Annotated in this window: 13 protein-coding genes; 5 read left to right on the forward strand and 8 right to left on the reverse strand. The window is 61.1% G+C overall.

Annotated features, from left to right (window positions below; all coding sequences use genetic code 11):
* Positions 1 to 6: 6 nt before the first annotated feature.
* The 4 genes from BSU04_RS03760 to BSU04_RS03770 all read right to left on the reverse strand — a co-directional run bounded on the left by BSU04_RS03760 (position 7) and on the right by BSU04_RS03770 (position 3,791).
* A complete protein-coding gene (locus BSU04_RS03760; RefSeq protein WP_089159425.1) occupies positions 7 to 537 on the reverse strand; it encodes a MarR family winged helix-turn-helix transcriptional regulator in 531 nt (176 codons plus the stop codon).
* Positions 538 to 694: 157 nt separating this feature from the next.
* On the reverse strand, positions 695 to 1,384 hold the full coding sequence (locus BSU04_RS48705) for a cobaltochelatase CobT-related protein (protein ID WP_373452792.1): 690 nt from the start codon (positions 1,382 to 1,384) through the stop codon (positions 695 to 697).
* 1,049 nt (positions 1,385 to 2,433) lie between these two features.
* Positions 2,434 to 2,583, reverse strand: coding sequence for a hypothetical protein (locus BSU04_RS46225; protein WP_179258191.1), 150 nt, complete (start codon positions 2,581 to 2,583; stop codon positions 2,434 to 2,436).
* On the reverse strand, positions 2,580 to 3,791 hold the full coding sequence (locus tag BSU04_RS03770) for an AAA family ATPase (RefSeq protein WP_089159330.1): 1,212 nt from the start codon (positions 3,789 to 3,791) through the stop codon (positions 2,580 to 2,582). The genes BSU04_RS46225 and BSU04_RS03770 overlap by 4 nt, the downstream gene beginning before the upstream one ends.
* 697 nt (positions 3,792 to 4,488) lie before the next feature.
* Here BSU04_RS03770 and ltaE point away from each other — a divergent pair.
* The gene (ltaE, locus tag BSU04_RS03775; RefSeq protein ID WP_089159331.1) at positions 4,489 to 5,520 is read left to right on the forward strand and encodes a low-specificity L-threonine aldolase; all 1,032 of its coding nucleotides are present in this window, start codon (positions 4,489 to 4,491) and stop codon (positions 5,518 to 5,520) included.
* Positions 5,521 to 5,535: 15 nt separating this feature from the next.
* On the opposite strand, the gene BSU04_RS03780 is transcribed toward ltaE, so the two are convergent.
* Positions 5,536 to 6,426, reverse strand: a complete 891-nt coding sequence (locus BSU04_RS03780) for a LysR substrate-binding domain-containing protein (RefSeq protein ID WP_089159332.1) — start codon at positions 6,424 to 6,426, stop codon at positions 5,536 to 5,538.
* Positions 6,427 to 6,543: 117 nt separating this feature from the next.
* On the opposite strand from BSU04_RS03780, the gene BSU04_RS03785 reads away from it, so the two are divergent.
* The 3 genes from BSU04_RS03785 to BSU04_RS03795 all read left to right on the forward strand — a co-directional run bounded on the left by BSU04_RS03785 (position 6,544) and on the right by BSU04_RS03795 (position 9,613).
* Complete coding sequence (locus BSU04_RS03785; RefSeq protein ID WP_089159333.1) at positions 6,544 to 7,548, forward strand: aldo/keto reductase; 1,005 nt, start codon at positions 6,544 to 6,546, stop codon at positions 7,546 to 7,548.
* 132 nt (positions 7,549 to 7,680) lie between these two features.
* Positions 7,681 to 8,565, forward strand: coding sequence for an oxidoreductase (locus BSU04_RS03790; RefSeq protein WP_089159334.1), 885 nt, complete (start codon positions 7,681 to 7,683; stop codon positions 8,563 to 8,565).
* A 7-nt stretch (positions 8,566 to 8,572) separates the two neighbouring features.
* Positions 8,573 to 9,613 (forward strand): AraC family transcriptional regulator, encoded by a 1,041-nt coding sequence (locus BSU04_RS03795; protein ID WP_089159335.1) that lies wholly within the window; start codon positions 8,573 to 8,575, stop codon positions 9,611 to 9,613.
* Between the two features lie 83 nt (positions 9,614 to 9,696).
* Here BSU04_RS03795 and BSU04_RS03800 read toward each other — a convergent pair whose 3' ends face one another.
* Together BSU04_RS03800 and BSU04_RS03805 are read right to left on the reverse strand one after the other, a co-directional pair.
* The gene (locus tag BSU04_RS03800; RefSeq protein WP_089159336.1) at positions 9,697 to 10,536 is read right to left on the reverse strand and encodes an aminoglycoside phosphotransferase family protein; all 840 of its coding nucleotides are present in this window, start codon (positions 10,534 to 10,536) and stop codon (positions 9,697 to 9,699) included.
* A gap of 24 nt (positions 10,537 to 10,560) precedes the next feature.
* The gene (locus BSU04_RS03805) at positions 10,561 to 11,307 is read right to left on the reverse strand and encodes an alpha/beta fold hydrolase (protein WP_089159427.1); all 747 of its coding nucleotides are present in this window, start codon (positions 11,305 to 11,307) and stop codon (positions 10,561 to 10,563) included.
* Positions 11,308 to 11,680: 373 nt separating this feature from the next.
* Here BSU04_RS03805 and BSU04_RS03810 point away from each other — a divergent pair, with 373 nt between their 5' ends.
* On the forward strand, positions 11,681 to 12,589 hold the full coding sequence (locus tag BSU04_RS03810) for a pyridoxal-phosphate dependent enzyme (RefSeq protein WP_089159337.1): 909 nt from the start codon (positions 11,681 to 11,683) through the stop codon (positions 12,587 to 12,589).
* A 26-nt stretch (positions 12,590 to 12,615) separates the two neighbouring features.
* Here the strand turns inward: BSU04_RS03810 and BSU04_RS03815 are convergent, their stop codons facing one another.
* On the reverse strand, positions 12,616 to 13,680 hold the full coding sequence (locus BSU04_RS03815; RefSeq protein ID WP_089159338.1) for a LacI family DNA-binding transcriptional regulator: 1,065 nt from the start codon (positions 13,678 to 13,680) through the stop codon (positions 12,616 to 12,618).
* Positions 13,681 to 13,762 lie beyond the last annotated feature (82 nt).

A 13,762-nucleotide genomic window follows, 5' to 3' on the forward strand; every position in this document is an offset into this window, starting at 1 on the left:
GGTGCGCTAGACGCCTTCTTCCGTATCGGTGCCGGTCGGGCCGGTGGTAGGGCCGATGGTACGGCCTTGATGTGACGCGGGTGTCGAAGCTTGCTGCGTTTGACTGGACGCGCCAAGTTTAAACGCAGCGAATACCCGCAGGGTCGCTTCCAGGTCTTCCCGGCTCACATCGTTCAGCACACCGGCGCGCAGCCCGACCAGTTCTTTCTCTATCTTGGCGGTCACCGACCGGCCTTCGTCGGTGAGCGAGATGATTTTCGCGCGCCGGTCGTCGGGATCTTCATCGCGGCGCACCAGGTTCGCCGCGCACAACTGATCGAGCAGGCGCACCAGAGACGGTCCTTCGATTCCCGTCAACTCGGCCAGCGCCACCTGCCGCACGGGCGCGTCGAGCCGCGCCGCGATCAGCAGCGGCGTCGCGCAGGCTTCGGAGACGTTATAGCCGGCTATCACATCGTGGCTCGTGCGCCGCCACTGGCGCGAGGCAATGACGAGCGCGCTGCTGACGGATTGACGGAGGACATCGATTGTTGGCATGGCGCGCATTGTATTTCGACGACAATTCGTTAGCAAGCTATTGAATTAATTTTTTGGGGCGGGATGATCGTGACGCGGCGTGAGGGGAGATAACAACGCCGCTTACCGTCCGCGCACTGTTCTCTTACCGTCTGCTTTCTGTCAGATTACCATCCGCTTAACGCCTGTATCCGCGCTTGAGCAGGAGTTGGCTCAGCACAGTGAATGCCATCGTGGGGAGTTCATCAAGTTTGCGTACAACGATGTTATGCGCATAAAATTTTTCTACGGCATCGTCGAGAAGTCCGATACCAATCAGTTCTATCCCGGCGCTTGTGATTTCGTCGATGCGAGCACGCAGGTCGGTACGCAATATCACCGGATGACCATCACCCGTGGCGGGGTAGCCATCGGACAGCACCATCAGGATGCGCCGGCCGGCGCGTTGCGCAGCCAGACGCCCGGCGGCCCAGGCCAGCGCCTCGCCGTCCGGATTCTCGTGACCGCAATCAATCGCGCTCAAGCCTGACGGGTTGTTCGAGCCGAAGCGCTTGTAAATCTGCAGATCGAGCCGTTCGACGCGCCGGTTGAATCGGTTCATATCCACGCCTTCAGCTAGCCCGCGTTCATAGAGCGCTCGCATTTCCGGGGACTCGACCGAGCTGTAGCCGAGCACCTCGCACTTGAACGAAAGCTGCATCAACGCGTCGCAAAGCGCGGTGGCGCACAGCCGGGCAAGCGTGATTTTTCGGCCGGCCATGGAGCCGCTGCGGTCGATCAGCAGCGTGACGGCGGCATCGCGGCCCTCGGTCGTGCGCTTGACGCGAAACGGCGTCCGGTATCCCGGCGATATAACCAGCTTCGCCAACGCGGGCCGGTCGATCTCCCCGCGTTCCTGTTCGCGTTTCCAGTGCGTCTGTTCATCGGCTTTCAACGCGCGTTCAAGCCGCGCGGTCAGCGGTGCGGTTTCCGCGCGTGCGAGCGCGCGCAGGTTGCGCCACGCGGCGGCGTCGCCCAGACCGGTGAGGTCGGTCATGAGGTCGAATTCGGTCGTGAGCGCAATGGACAGGCGAGGGCGGCCATCGATCATGTCGATGTCGAAGGTCATCGGCGGGGCCGGCGAGCTTGCTTCCGAGGCCTCTGCGCGGGCGTCGGACGGTGCTTGGGCCATGCTGGCGGCGTCCGATGACGCTGCGTCGGACATTTCCTGCGACGCCGCGTCCAGTGCGTCCGGATCGCCCAATACCTGCTGCGCGTCCAGCGCCTCGTCGGCATCGGCGGAAAACATCATGGTGTTCACGTCGCCGGCTGCCAGCGCCCTGATCCGTGCCACTAGCGCTTGTGCGCCCGCTACGCTTTCAGCAGTCGAACGGCTGGCACTGCTGGTCTGCAGCAGCTCGCTCACGGCGCCGAGCGTAGCGATGAGGGCCGGAGTTTGTTCGGTCACGTCGGGCGCTTCGTCCCAGAGCGCGCGTTCAATAAACCAGATCAGCTTGTCGCGCCAGGCCAAGGTAGGCCAGCGTTCGTGCTTATTTTGCGCCGTTTGCTCACGCAGTTTCTCTACGAACTTGCGGGCACCCGGATAGTCACTGAACAGCCGCTCACAGACACGCCGGTCTTCAATTGCTTGCGCAATCCGCTGGGTCACACCGGAATTGAGCGTGCTGATTTCACTGGTGGTGGAGTATTTCGAGCGCGCCACCAGCAAGTCGAGCTGGCCGGTGAGCGAGTCCAGACCGGCTGCGCTGGCAGCCCCGGGAGTGAGTTCCGGCAACACGATCCGGTCGCGTTCCACGCGAGGCCCGCAGGCGTCGAACGATACCGTCAAGCCGTATCGGCCGGTCAGCACGCGCGCCATTTTGGCGAGCATGGTTTGCGTCGTGTCTGAATGGGTCAGGTCGGTGAGGGCCATGTCGGTCACCGGTGATACGCGACGGTGCCGCGCTTGACGCTATTTTCCACGTCACTCAGCACGTCACTCAGCACGTCCGCCGCCGTGAAAGCCGCCACGACGCTCGAGGAACATCGCCTAGTGCCGGCGTGATTGAGCATAAACGCGTCGTTCATTCGTCGAACGCAATGTGATGCCGGATGATGCTGCGGATCAGCGCGGCGTCTTCGGCGCTTACTTTCGCGTAGATCGCCGGGCCGGCGGCGCGCTCCGGGTCGCCGGAACGCAGCATCAGGTCGGCCCAATCGAGGAGGCGCCGGGTCGAAAACGCGCTCGCCAGATCTTCGCGGGCGAACGCCGCGCGGCAATCGGCTGCAATGGCGGCGAGCGTTTGCGCCATCGGCCGCGTGAAGCGGCTCCCAAGCGTGCGCATCAACACTTCGGCCTCTTCCTCGGGCGACAGGTAATTCATCAGATACACACGCCAGCGATCGAGGAACGCCTCATTCATCAGGTTGGCGCCTTGGTACAGATGCCGGTAAACGCTCATTGCACCGACTGCGTTTGCGGTTGCGAACAGCCGGAAGGACGGATGCGGAGCCACCAGCTCGTTGCCTTTTTCTTTCAGCAGCAGACGACCGTGGGGTTCGAGGACGGCGGTGAGGACGGCGAGAATCGAAGGCTCGGCGAAGTCGATTTCATCGACTACAAGCCACAAGCCTTCGCGCAAGGCTGTTGGCAGCACACCGTCCACCCAGAGCGTTTCGCCGCCTTTCACGGTCCAGAAACCGACGAAATCACCGATGGTCGTCTGGCCGTTCATGTTCGCCCGCAGCACGCCGTGTTGCGTACGAGCCGCGACCTGCTCGATCAGGCTCGTTTTTCCCGCGCCGGTATGGCCGATCAGCAGCACCCGCCGGTTCTCGACGATGTCCTGGAGGATGTCGCCGAACCGTTCCGGAAAGAGATACGCAGGATTCAGGCGTGGCACGAGCGGACCAGGCTGGCCAATAGGCATGTCTACCAGGCCGATCGTCGTTGTTGGTTCGTTTGAATCCGGATTTGCGCCCTGCGGCGCTTGGCGCACGGCATGCCGGAGGTCTTTGAGAAACCCGGTTCGTCCTTGTGCGGGCAGCGGGGCAAGCGCGGGATCGTTGGGTCGGAAAAACCCTTCTCGATGCCACTTCTGCAACTTCGACTTGAGGTTTTCCAGATCAACGACCGTATCGATATTGGCCGGCCCATCGCCGTACCCGTGTTCAATCCGATACATCTGCGGCCGATCGGAGAGCGACACTTGCCACCACTCTTCGGCCTGTCCCGTCGAGCGCTCGTAGCGGCCAATATGAGGATCGTCTTGCAGCTTCGGTTCGGGCGCGTTCATTGGCTTGCAGGCATTGGCAGGGTGAATGGGCGAGGATGATTGTTGAAACTTTACACGGTCGGGGGGCGTGACTCAGCGTGACGGGTAAATTGGGGGGCGGCATGGAGGGAATTTTTTAGGCCAGACGTGAGTTGTTGGCCTTCAGCGCTTGTGCCTTAAAGTGATAAATTGGTTCATAAGTAAGCGATAAGTAGATGATATATATAGATTTTAAGAAAAATGTCATGATCTGGAAAGTTGTTCTGAAAGGCTATATAAATATTTGATTTATAAGCAAAAAATGACTTCTAATCGCCACATTCGCAAAGTGCTACATCAAGTATCGACCGTGCCCTGAGCCTGTGGTTTCCGCAGTCCCATGAGTTCAAGGCGCACCGCTGCAGCGGGCTGCGAATTGCAATTCAAAACGTACTTCATGTTAATTCTCAACTAGAGAAATATTTCATAACTAGTTGATCAAATTGATAAAAACTATTTTTTGCGTCATTTTGGATCAGGTATATCCGATATGTAATTGATTTTTAACGAATATTGTCATGTCGTTTCGTCACCGCCAGTCTCGAAAAAAGATCACATCTACTCTGTAGATCATTGATATTTATACATATCGCCCGTAGAAACTTGATCTGCCAACTCGCCGCGCGGCACCTTCGGTCACGCGATGGCAAAATAGTCGCTCCACCCACCAGGAGCAGCAATGAGCACCCCGATCCAGCACGACTTCCGTTCCGACACCGTCACGCGACCCAGCCCAGCCATGCGCGCCGCGATGGCATCGGCGGAGGTCGGTGACGATGTTTTCCGCGACGATCCCACCGTCACGCAACTGGAAGCCGTGATGGCCGAGCGTTTTGGCAAGGAAGCAGCTGTTTTCCTGACATCCGGTACGCAATCGAACCTAGTCGCGCTGATGGCGCATTGCGAGCGTGGCGACGAGTACATCGTCGGGCAGCAGGCGCATTGCTACCGTTGGGAAGCGGGCGGCGCGGCGGTGCTGGGGAGCATCCAGCCGCAACCTTTGAACAATCAGGCGGACGGTTCGTTGCTGCTGGCGGAGATCGAGGACTCGATCAAGCCCGACGATTCGCATTACGCGCGTACCCGGCTGCTGGCGCTGGAGAACACGATCGGCGGGAAAGTCTTGTCGCAGGAGTACATGGAAGCGGCGACGGCGTTGGCTCGTCGGCACGGCCTTGCAACGCATCTGGACGGCGCCCGGATCTTCAACGCTGCGACGGCGCTCAATACGCCCGTTGCCACACTGACGCGCTCCTTCGATACGGTGTCCGTGTGTTTATCGAAGGGATTGGGAGCGCCGGTCGGCTCGGTGCTGGTCGGTAGCGCGCCGTTGATCGCGAAGGCGCGGCGCACGCGCAAGATGGTGGGCGGCGGTTTGCGGCAAGTCGGCATTCTCGCCGCGGCCGGGCTTTATGCGCTGGAGCACAACGTGGCGCGCCTCGCCGACGACCACGTCAACGCGGCCACTCTGGCTAAGGGCTTGGCGTCTTACGGGCAACTGAAGGTCACCATGCCGGACACGAACATCGTGTTCGTGGAAGTGGACAGCGCGATTGCCGCTGACTTCAAGACGCATCTGGCGGCGCGCGGGATTGGGATTACGTCGGCGTATAGCGCGACGAAACAGCGCTGGGTCACGCATCTGGATGTGGACAGTGCCGCCGTGCAAACCGCACTGGCGGCGGTCCGGGCGTTTTTCTCGGAACGTTGATTGCCACGCGCGCGTTCAATCTTCCTTGATAAAGTCGATGAACGCGCGCAGCGGCGCGGGCATGTGTGTGCGGCTCTGGTAATACAGGAACGGCCCCGAAAAGCTCTCCCACCACTCGTGCAGTACCGGCAAGAGCGCGCCGCTTTGTATGGCAGGCCGCAAGAACTCCTCGAACGTATAGATCATGCCCAGGCCCGCTGTCGCGGCGCCCACTTCAAGCTCCATCACTGACGCCACCAGCGGCCCGTTCGGCGTGAATCGAACTTGTTCGCCATCGCGCTCGAAACGCCACGCCGCCAGCACGCCGCTCGCAAACCGATGCCCGATGCACGCGTGTTCCAGCAAATCGCGAGGGTGTTCAGGCCGGCCGCGCGCGGCGAAATACGCCGGCGCGCCCGCCGCCACGAAATGCTGCGTGCGCGGGCCAATGGGCACGGCGATCATGTCACGCTCCAGCCGTTCGTCGTAGCGGATGCCTGCATCGAAACCTGCTGCCAGCACGTCGATAAACGTATCGTTCGATACCACCTCCAGCGTAATCCCCGGATGCGCGGCGAGAAAACGCGCGACGATGGGCGGCAAGACGTGCATGGCCACGATAGTCGGCACGTTCAGGCGCAAGGTGCCGGTCGGGCTGTCGCGAAAACTGTTGATTGCATCGAGGGCGCCGGCGATCTCGCCCAGTGCCGGCCCTAGCCGTTCCAGCAAGCGCTGGCCGGCTTCCGTGACCGTGACGCTGCGAGTGGTGCGATTTAGCAGACGCACGCCGAGCCGTGCTTCAAGCCGGCGAATCGCCTCGCTCAGCGCCGACGCCGAGACGCCGCGCAAACGCGCCGCCGCCCTGAAACTGCGCACCTTGGTGATGGCCACGAAGGCGTTGAGATCGGAGAGATCGGGATCGTTCATTGTGCGTTTTTCCGTACAGCCCGTGCTATGAAGGCCGGATTGTCGCACGACAAAACGCCTCCCATACTCCCTTCAACGCTCGCAATCACGCGACGCCCGCCCCCTGGGAGACTTGATATGAACCATCTGCAACTCGGCACGACCGGACCGCGCGTATCGGCTTTAGGACTTGGCTGCATGGGCATGTCCGGCATGTATGGACCGGCCGACCGCAGCGAAAGCATCGCCACGATTCACGCGGCGCTCGATGCGGGCATCAACCTGCTTGATACCGGTGATTTCTACGGCAGCGGCCACAACGAAGCGTTGATCGGCGAAGCATTGAAGGGTACGAAACGCGACGCCGCCGTCATCAGCGTGAAATTCGGTGCGCTGCGCGATCCGGCCGGCGGCTGGGTGGGTTATGACGCGAGGCCGGCCGCTGTGAAGAACTTCCTGACGTATTCGATGCAACGCCTCGGGGTGGATTACATCGATATCTATCGTCCGGCGCGGCTCGATCCGAATGTCCCGATTGAGGAGACCGTGGGTGCGATTGCCGAGATGGTGAAGGCAGGTTACGTGCGTCACGTCGGGCTGTCCGAGGTCGGTGCCGAGACTATCCGGCGCGCGGCGGCGGTACATCCCATCGCCGACCTGCAAATCGAGTATTCGTTGATTTCACGGGGTATCGAAGGCGATATTCTCGCGACGTGCCGCGAACTCGGCATTGGTGTGACCGCTTACGGCGTGTTGTCACGAGGTCTGATCAGCGGCCATTGGCAGGCGAAGCAAGATCTGGCCGGCAACGATTTCCGCGCGCACAGCCCACGTTTCCAGGGCGAAAACGCTGAACGGAACCTTCAGCTGGTCGAAGCGTTGCGGCGGATTGCCGAAGCAAAAGGAGTATCGGTGGCGCAGATAGCGATTGCATGGGTCGCGGCGCAGGGTGCGGATATTGTGCCGCTGGTTGGCGCGCGGCGGCGGGACCGGTTGACGGAAGCGCTCGGCGCACTCGATGTCGTGTTGACGCCAGATGATCTCAGTGCAATCGAATACGCCGTGCCAAAGGGCGCTGCAGCCGGGGACCGTTACGCGGCCGCGCAAATGGCTCATCTCGACAGCGAAGTCCGCCACGGATAATTGTTCGGGTCAGACTCAAGGCGTTGGCGCGATCCGATTGCACGTTGGCGCGATCGGATTAGTGTCGCCAAGAGCGCGCTCCTAGAATCCGGTGAAGGCAGCACTCACTGTTCACCGTTAAAGGAAACACTCATGTCATCAGTCTGGTTTATTACGGGCAGCTCCCGCGGCATCGGTCAGGAATTGGCCAAGGCCGTCCTGGCCGCAGGTCATCGATTGGTTGCGACTGCGCGCCGTCCCGAGGATCTCGCGGCGCTCGTGGAGCAATACGGCGATCGCGTGCGCGCTGTCGCACTCGATGTGACCGACCCGGCTTGCGCGCGGGTTGCCGTGCAGCAGGCCGTGGAGGCGTTCGGTCGTCTGGACGTCGTCGTCAACAATGCGGGTTACGGCAACATCGCTTCAATCGAGGAAGGCGACGACGCCGATTTCCGCGCGCAGATCGAAACCAACTTCTACGGCGTCGTCAACGTCACGCGCGCCGCGTTGCCCGTCCTGCGCGCGCAGCGCAGCGGCCATATCATCCAGATTTCATCGATTGGCGGGCGCGTCGGTTCGCCCGGCCTTGCCGCGTATCAATCGGCAAAATGGGCCGTAGAGGGGTTTTCCGAGGTGTTGTCGAAGGAAGTAGCGTCGCTCGGGATCAAGGTGACGATCGTGGAGCCCGGAGGCTTTCGCACGGATTGGGCCGGTTCGTCGATGAGCATCCACACGCCGGGCCCCGACTACGCCGCGAGTATTGCGCCCTTGCTCGAATACCGCGCGTCGCATCGGCCAGTCGGCGATCCCGGGAAAGCCGCGCAAGCGATCCTCGGCATAGCGGGACTGGACGAACCGCCGCTGCGTTTGCTGCTCGGCAGCGACGCGGTGCATATCGCGGGACAAGTGCACGAAGCGCGCGGCGCGATGGATGCCAAATGGCGTCACGTGAGCCTGTCGACCGACGCCAACGATGCCACCGAATGGCGCGGGCTGATCGACAAACTCGAGATCGTGAAGCAGCCGGTCAGCGAATGAAAAGCGTATGAAAACCGATGGCGTTCCGGTCAGCCACGCACTGCTCGCACGGCTTGAGACGCTGGGCGTGGATGTGCCGCGCACGTTCCGCGCGGCGGGCCTGCCCGTGCCGGCGACGGCGAACGCCGAGCCGGGCCGGTTGCGGCTGACGACGCAGAAATACTTCGCGCTGTGGGAGGCTATCGCGCAGGTGAGCGGGGACTCGGCCATCGGTTTGCGGATTGGTGCTGAAACCTCGCACGGGCAGCTCGACGCAATGTCGCTCGCGGCGCTGCATTCCGCCAATTTCGGCGAGTCGCTGGCGAAGCTCGGGCGTTACAAGCGGCTGAGTTGTCCGGAGGAGGTGGTGGTCACCGTGCAGCGTGACGAGGCGGCTGTGACGTTTCGCTGGTTGCTGGCCGACGGTTTTGTCCCTGACCTGCTGGCGGACGCCATGTTTGCGTCCGCGCTCGCCATGGCGCGGCGCGGATTGGGTATGGCGATCAAGCCGCGTCGCGTGGAGTTGACGCGGCGGGCGGCCAACCGGGTGATGTTCGCGCGCCACTATGGCTGCGAGATCGTGTTCGATGCCCCAAACGATGTGCTCGTATTCGATGCTGCCACTCTCGCGGTGCCTTTCGTGACGCACAACGTTGATTTGCTTGCCGCTGTGCTGCCGCAACTCGATGCCGGACTGGCCGCGCTTGCCCGCGAGCAAACGTTCGCCGATCACGTCGATGCCGTTCTCGCGCGGAGCATGCGCGGCCAGCGACCGAGCGTTGAAGCGCTGGCGCGTGAGCTCGCGATCAGTAAACGCACGCTGCAACGCAGGCTTGCACTCGATGGAACAAGTTATCAGCAGCAGCTCGACCGCGTGCGCAGCCGGATAGCACGCCGCTTGCTGGGCAGTACGGATCTCGCGGCCGGCGAGATTGCTTGGTTTTTAGGCTTTGAAGAGGTCAACTCGTTTTCCCGGGCGTTCAACCAGTGGGAAGGGATGACGCCTCAGCGATGGAGAGGGAACGAGGGTGCGGGCCGTGAGTGGTCGTACTCGGAGCCCGTGGTTTGATTCGGGATGACTGATCAGAGGGTAGTTCTACCTGAATCCGTGCACCAGAAAGCGCCAACACGTGTCTACCGCCAGACAGTGCGTCAGGGTCTTGCCCGATGCTGCAATTCGTTTATCGCAATGTCGGCAACGGCCAACGCAAGGTCCGGTTTTCCCCCGTCTTCAAGATGCCATGCTGCCGATAACGCCGCAAAAGATGCAATCCATGCGACAAGGCGAACGGGATCGAGTTCACCTGCTTCGGCAATCACCGCGACTTGCCTCGCTAGGCGGCCGGGTGACGTGGCAATGCTCGCGTCGGGATTGCAGAAAATATTGGCGAAATCGAAGGCTCGCTCGCCTTCGAGTCCTTTAGGATCGATGGCCAGCCAGCCTCGTGCCCCGGCATCCAAAACGTTTCCGTGATGGATGTCACCGTGCAGCACGACGATCTCGCTTTGCGCAGCAAGCAACCCCTCCGCAATGAAAGCCGCTTGCTCAAACACACCCGCATGCGTTTTAGCCACCTGTCGCAACGATTCAAACCGTCGGGACAGGGGGATCAATTCTGGCTTCGCCCCTGTACGAGGAGTGTGAAGGCTGGCCGCAACCTGACACATGATGCGGCTCGCCTCGTCGTCCTGACCGGTACGGGCCATGTCGATCAATGATCGATCGCCCGACGCCCTCTCGAGAAGTAGCGCATCGCCCTCATGAGCCAGCGCCCGCACTGCTCCGACGCCATCCCACCATCGCATCAGGAATGCGCCTCGCCGCTCCTCGTCTTCCGTCGCAATCTTCAGCATGGCCAATTCACCGTGATAGCGCACAGGTTGTAGCCAGCACGCATGGGTGTGAAACGGCAGCCCGTCGGCCTTCAGCGCCCAGCGGTGCAAATAGGAGTGAAGCTTCGTCAAGCCCTCGGCCGGAGCCAGTTCTTTCATTGTTTCATCCGGGTCGTGATCACCTTAGCTTTCGATCATGGTGCGAACAATGTCGCTGAATGCCGCTGGTTGCTCAAGCATCATCATGTGGCCGGTGTCGGGCTGAACCACGTAGCTTAGCGACACGTTCTTGACCCAGTCAGGTACATCCCATCCTGGTGCCGATCTTTCTCCTGCAAGCAAGTGGATCAGCGTTCCATTAGCAACGATCGCGCGCGCGTGCTGAAGGAAATCCGGCGAGCCCGTTTCTTTCACCACCGCGCGAGCCATGGCCGCGATGGTCGAGCGAGGCTGGTAAAGCAGGATATCGTTTGCCCAGGCGATTCGCTGAGGACTGAGCGTAACACCGCTGTTTTGAAGCCAGGCGGCGGGATCGTCGAGCATGAGCAGATGTTCGGCACGCCAAGCTTCGTCGCTGAGTGCTGCGATTTTCCGGCACCAGAAGGCGTCGTTGAGCGTGAAGTTGCCTTCGACGCTGATGAGCCCGCGCACCAGGCTCGGCGCCCTTGCTGCGACCAGCATTGCTATGGCTCCGCCGACACTGTGGCCCAGCAACCAGCTTGGTTCTCCAACTTGCTCTTCCAGGTATCGAATAACCGATGCCGCCTGATTTTCAAGCGTAGTCGAGTGAGCGTCGGCGTTCGCCAATGAGCCGTATCCGATCAGCTCGGGTGTATGAACGCTTACTCCAGGCATCCTTGTGCCGGGTGAAAAATAATCGATAGATCCCATCAGGCCGTGGATCATGACGAGCGGTATTGCTTTGTCCATCTTGTTTGATTCCTCAAGCATCTCTAGTGATACGAGTTGAGCGACAGGCACAACGAAATACGAACCGGTTTTGTACGTTGATGAAGGCATCGCTGGACGAATACTAGCGCGACTCGCAACCTGCCAGCCACGCAATCAGCCGTTTCGCAGGGGGGTGGAAAATCAGACCAAATCATGGCGAAGTCGGACCTGACGTTGCGGCAGTCGGCGAAGTCGTACGGTCGCGCGGGCCTATCCAGAGAGTCAAACCCGACACACGCCACGACGCACAACGATAAAATCCCCATCCTGCAATAAACTATGGAATCGAATCCAGTCGCAGCCGTCATGGCAACCGCCTGGTCCCGGAATTTCCGTTTGAAAAGGACCGATCTTGCTTCACATCGAAACCCCGTTGATCCTGCATCCCGGACTGTCTACGTCCACGCGCCGCATCTGGCTCAAGCTCGAAAACCTGCAGCCCAGCGGCTCGTTCAAGATGCGCGGCATGGGCTTGCTCTGTTCGCGGGCGAAAGCGGCCGGCAAGCGCCGCGTAGTTTGCCCGTCGGGCGGCAACGCCGGCTTCGCAACGGCATTCGTGGCGCGCCTGCTCGGCATGCAGGCGGATATCGTGGTGCCCTCCACAACGCCTGAAAGCACCCGCAAGCGGATTGCCGCGCTCGGCGCCACGGTGATCGTGCATGGCGATGTCTGGGACGAAGCGAACGAACATGCGCTGGCACTGTCGGCGTCGGATGACGTCGAGTACGTGCCGGCGTTCGATCACCCCGTGTTGTGGGAAGGCCATAGCACGATGATCGACGAGATTGTCGCGGTATTGCCGCAAGTAGATGCCGTCGTGGCCAGTGTGGGCGGGGGTGGTCTGCTCGCAGGTATCTTGACCGGTTTGTTGCGCCACGGCCGTACGGATTGTCGCGTGATCGCGTGCGAGACGACGGGCGCGGCGTCGTTTCGCGCGGCGCTGGATGCCGGGCATCCGGTGAAACTGGATCGCATCGACAGCATCGCGAAGTCGCTTGCGGCACTTCAGGTGGCGAGCTGGCCGATCGACGCCATCAAGCAGTTTCCGCACGAGTCGGTCGTGCTGACGGATGCCGACGCAATCATGGGCGTGACGCGATTCGCCGATGACCATCGGCAGCTCGTGGAACCGGCGTGCGGGGTATCGCTTGCTGTTGGGTACCTCGATCATCCGGCGATTGCTGCCGCACACGACGTAGTGATCGTGGTGTGCGGTGGCGTCAGTGTCGATGCGCGGATGGTGGCGGACTGGGCGAGCTAGTTCGCTCGTGGACGCCAGCGCAACTTTCAACGATCGTATTTGTGTTTTATCGCCTGATCGTCCTCGTCCATCACGTCTCCGAAACCCGTAGGCACGACGACCAGCGGATGAGGCGTCGCCGTGTCGTGGTTATCGGCAAGTGCGAAGGCCTCCGAAATAATCTTGTCTACGTCCTGCCGCATCATCGTCACTTCAAACGGTAAATGTGCAGCGAACGGGTCCCAGTCGAAGCACCCGACAACCGTCGATTGCAATGCATCGCGGGACAGTTGCGACGTGAACTGCACCAGCCCTTCGAATGCGGTAATCGAGTTGATAAACAACCCAGCGGGCAGCCTGCCAAGGCTCTCGTAGCCATGAGCAAGTGCTTGCCGGGCAGCGGACGCGTTGTATCCGCAGCAGTCGACCGCGTCGGCCGCCGGACTGTTTCCGCTGGCCTCGAAAGCGTCGCGGAATCCGAGAACGCGCTCTTCAGTTGCGTACTCGCCGGCAACCCCGCCGAGGAAAACCAGTTCTTCGGGGGCACGACCCCGCGTCCTCATTTTATCGATCAACACCTCGGTCAGCGCGCGAGCACCGCCGCGGTTGTCCGAGACGACCGATGGCGCGCCGGAGCCAGGCAAGTCGACATTGATGCAGCTCACGCCAGCTGCGGCACACAGTGAATTAAGCGGCGTTGGGTTTCGCACGCCGGCAATGAAGAGCACTTCGACCCGTTGCGAAAGGAGCGTTTCAGTGACGCTTGTCTCGACCGCCGGATCCCGCTGCGTACTGACGACGATAGGGCACAGACCCCGGCTTCTCGCTTGTTCCTCGAAGGTCTCCGCAAGTCCCGCAAAAAAACGATTGCGATAGTGCGGAAGAATCATGCCGGCGAGTCCTGAGCGCGAGAGCCTCAGCCCTCTGGCTCGCATGTTGACGTTGTACCCGAGCTGTTGCGCGCTCTCCAGAATGCGATTGGCGGTTTCCTCCTTGATGCGATATCTCGTCCAGCTGCCGTTCAGCACCATGCTCACCGCAGTGACCGACGTGCCGGTCGCCTCGGAAATATCGTAGATCGTGGATTTGCGCCCTTTACTGCTGCGGACCATCTGAATTTCCCCTTGCAATTGCGTTGCATCGTCACCCGGAGGCTGACCTGCTTCGGCCGGAAACCATACTAGGGTATTCGAG

It is taken from the genome of Caballeronia sordidicola, from assembly GCF_002220365.1.
GTDB classification, from domain to species: domain Bacteria; phylum Pseudomonadota; class Gammaproteobacteria; order Burkholderiales; family Burkholderiaceae; genus Caballeronia; species Caballeronia sordidicola_C.

Excerpts from the sequence above, each read along its gene's own strand:
- BSU04_RS03760 (WP_089159425.1), bottom strand. The coding sequence starts at position 537 with ATGCCAACAATCGATGTCCTCCGTCAATCCGTCAGCAGCGCGCTCGTC.
- BSU04_RS46225 (WP_179258191.1), bottom strand. The coding sequence starts at position 2,583 with ATGAACGACGCGTTTATGCTCAATCACGCCGGCACTAGGCGATGTTCC.
- BSU04_RS03770 (WP_089159330.1), bottom strand. The coding sequence starts at position 3,791 with ATGAACGCGCCCGAACCGAAGCTGCAAGACGATCCTCATATTGGCCGC.
- ltaE (WP_089159331.1), top strand. The coding sequence starts at position 4,489 with ATGAGCACCCCGATCCAGCACGACTTCCGTTCCGACACCGTCACGCGA.
- BSU04_RS03780 (WP_089159332.1), bottom strand. The coding sequence starts at position 6,426 with ATGAACGATCCCGATCTCTCCGATCTCAACGCCTTCGTGGCCATCACC.
- BSU04_RS03785 (WP_089159333.1), top strand. The coding sequence starts at position 6,544 with ATGAACCATCTGCAACTCGGCACGACCGGACCGCGCGTATCGGCTTTA.
- BSU04_RS03790 (WP_089159334.1), top strand. The coding sequence starts at position 7,681 with ATGTCATCAGTCTGGTTTATTACGGGCAGCTCCCGCGGCATCGGTCAG.
- BSU04_RS03795 (WP_089159335.1), top strand. The coding sequence starts at position 8,573 with ATGAAAACCGATGGCGTTCCGGTCAGCCACGCACTGCTCGCACGGCTT.
- BSU04_RS03800 (WP_089159336.1), bottom strand. The coding sequence starts at position 10,536 with ATGAAAGAACTGGCTCCGGCCGAGGGCTTGACGAAGCTTCACTCCTAT.
- BSU04_RS03805 (WP_089159427.1), bottom strand. The coding sequence starts at position 11,307 with ATGGACAAAGCAATACCGCTCGTCATGATCCACGGCCTGATGGGATCT.
- BSU04_RS03815 (WP_089159338.1), bottom strand. The coding sequence starts at position 13,680 with ATGGTCCGCAGCAGTAAAGGGCGCAAATCCACGATCTACGATATTTCC.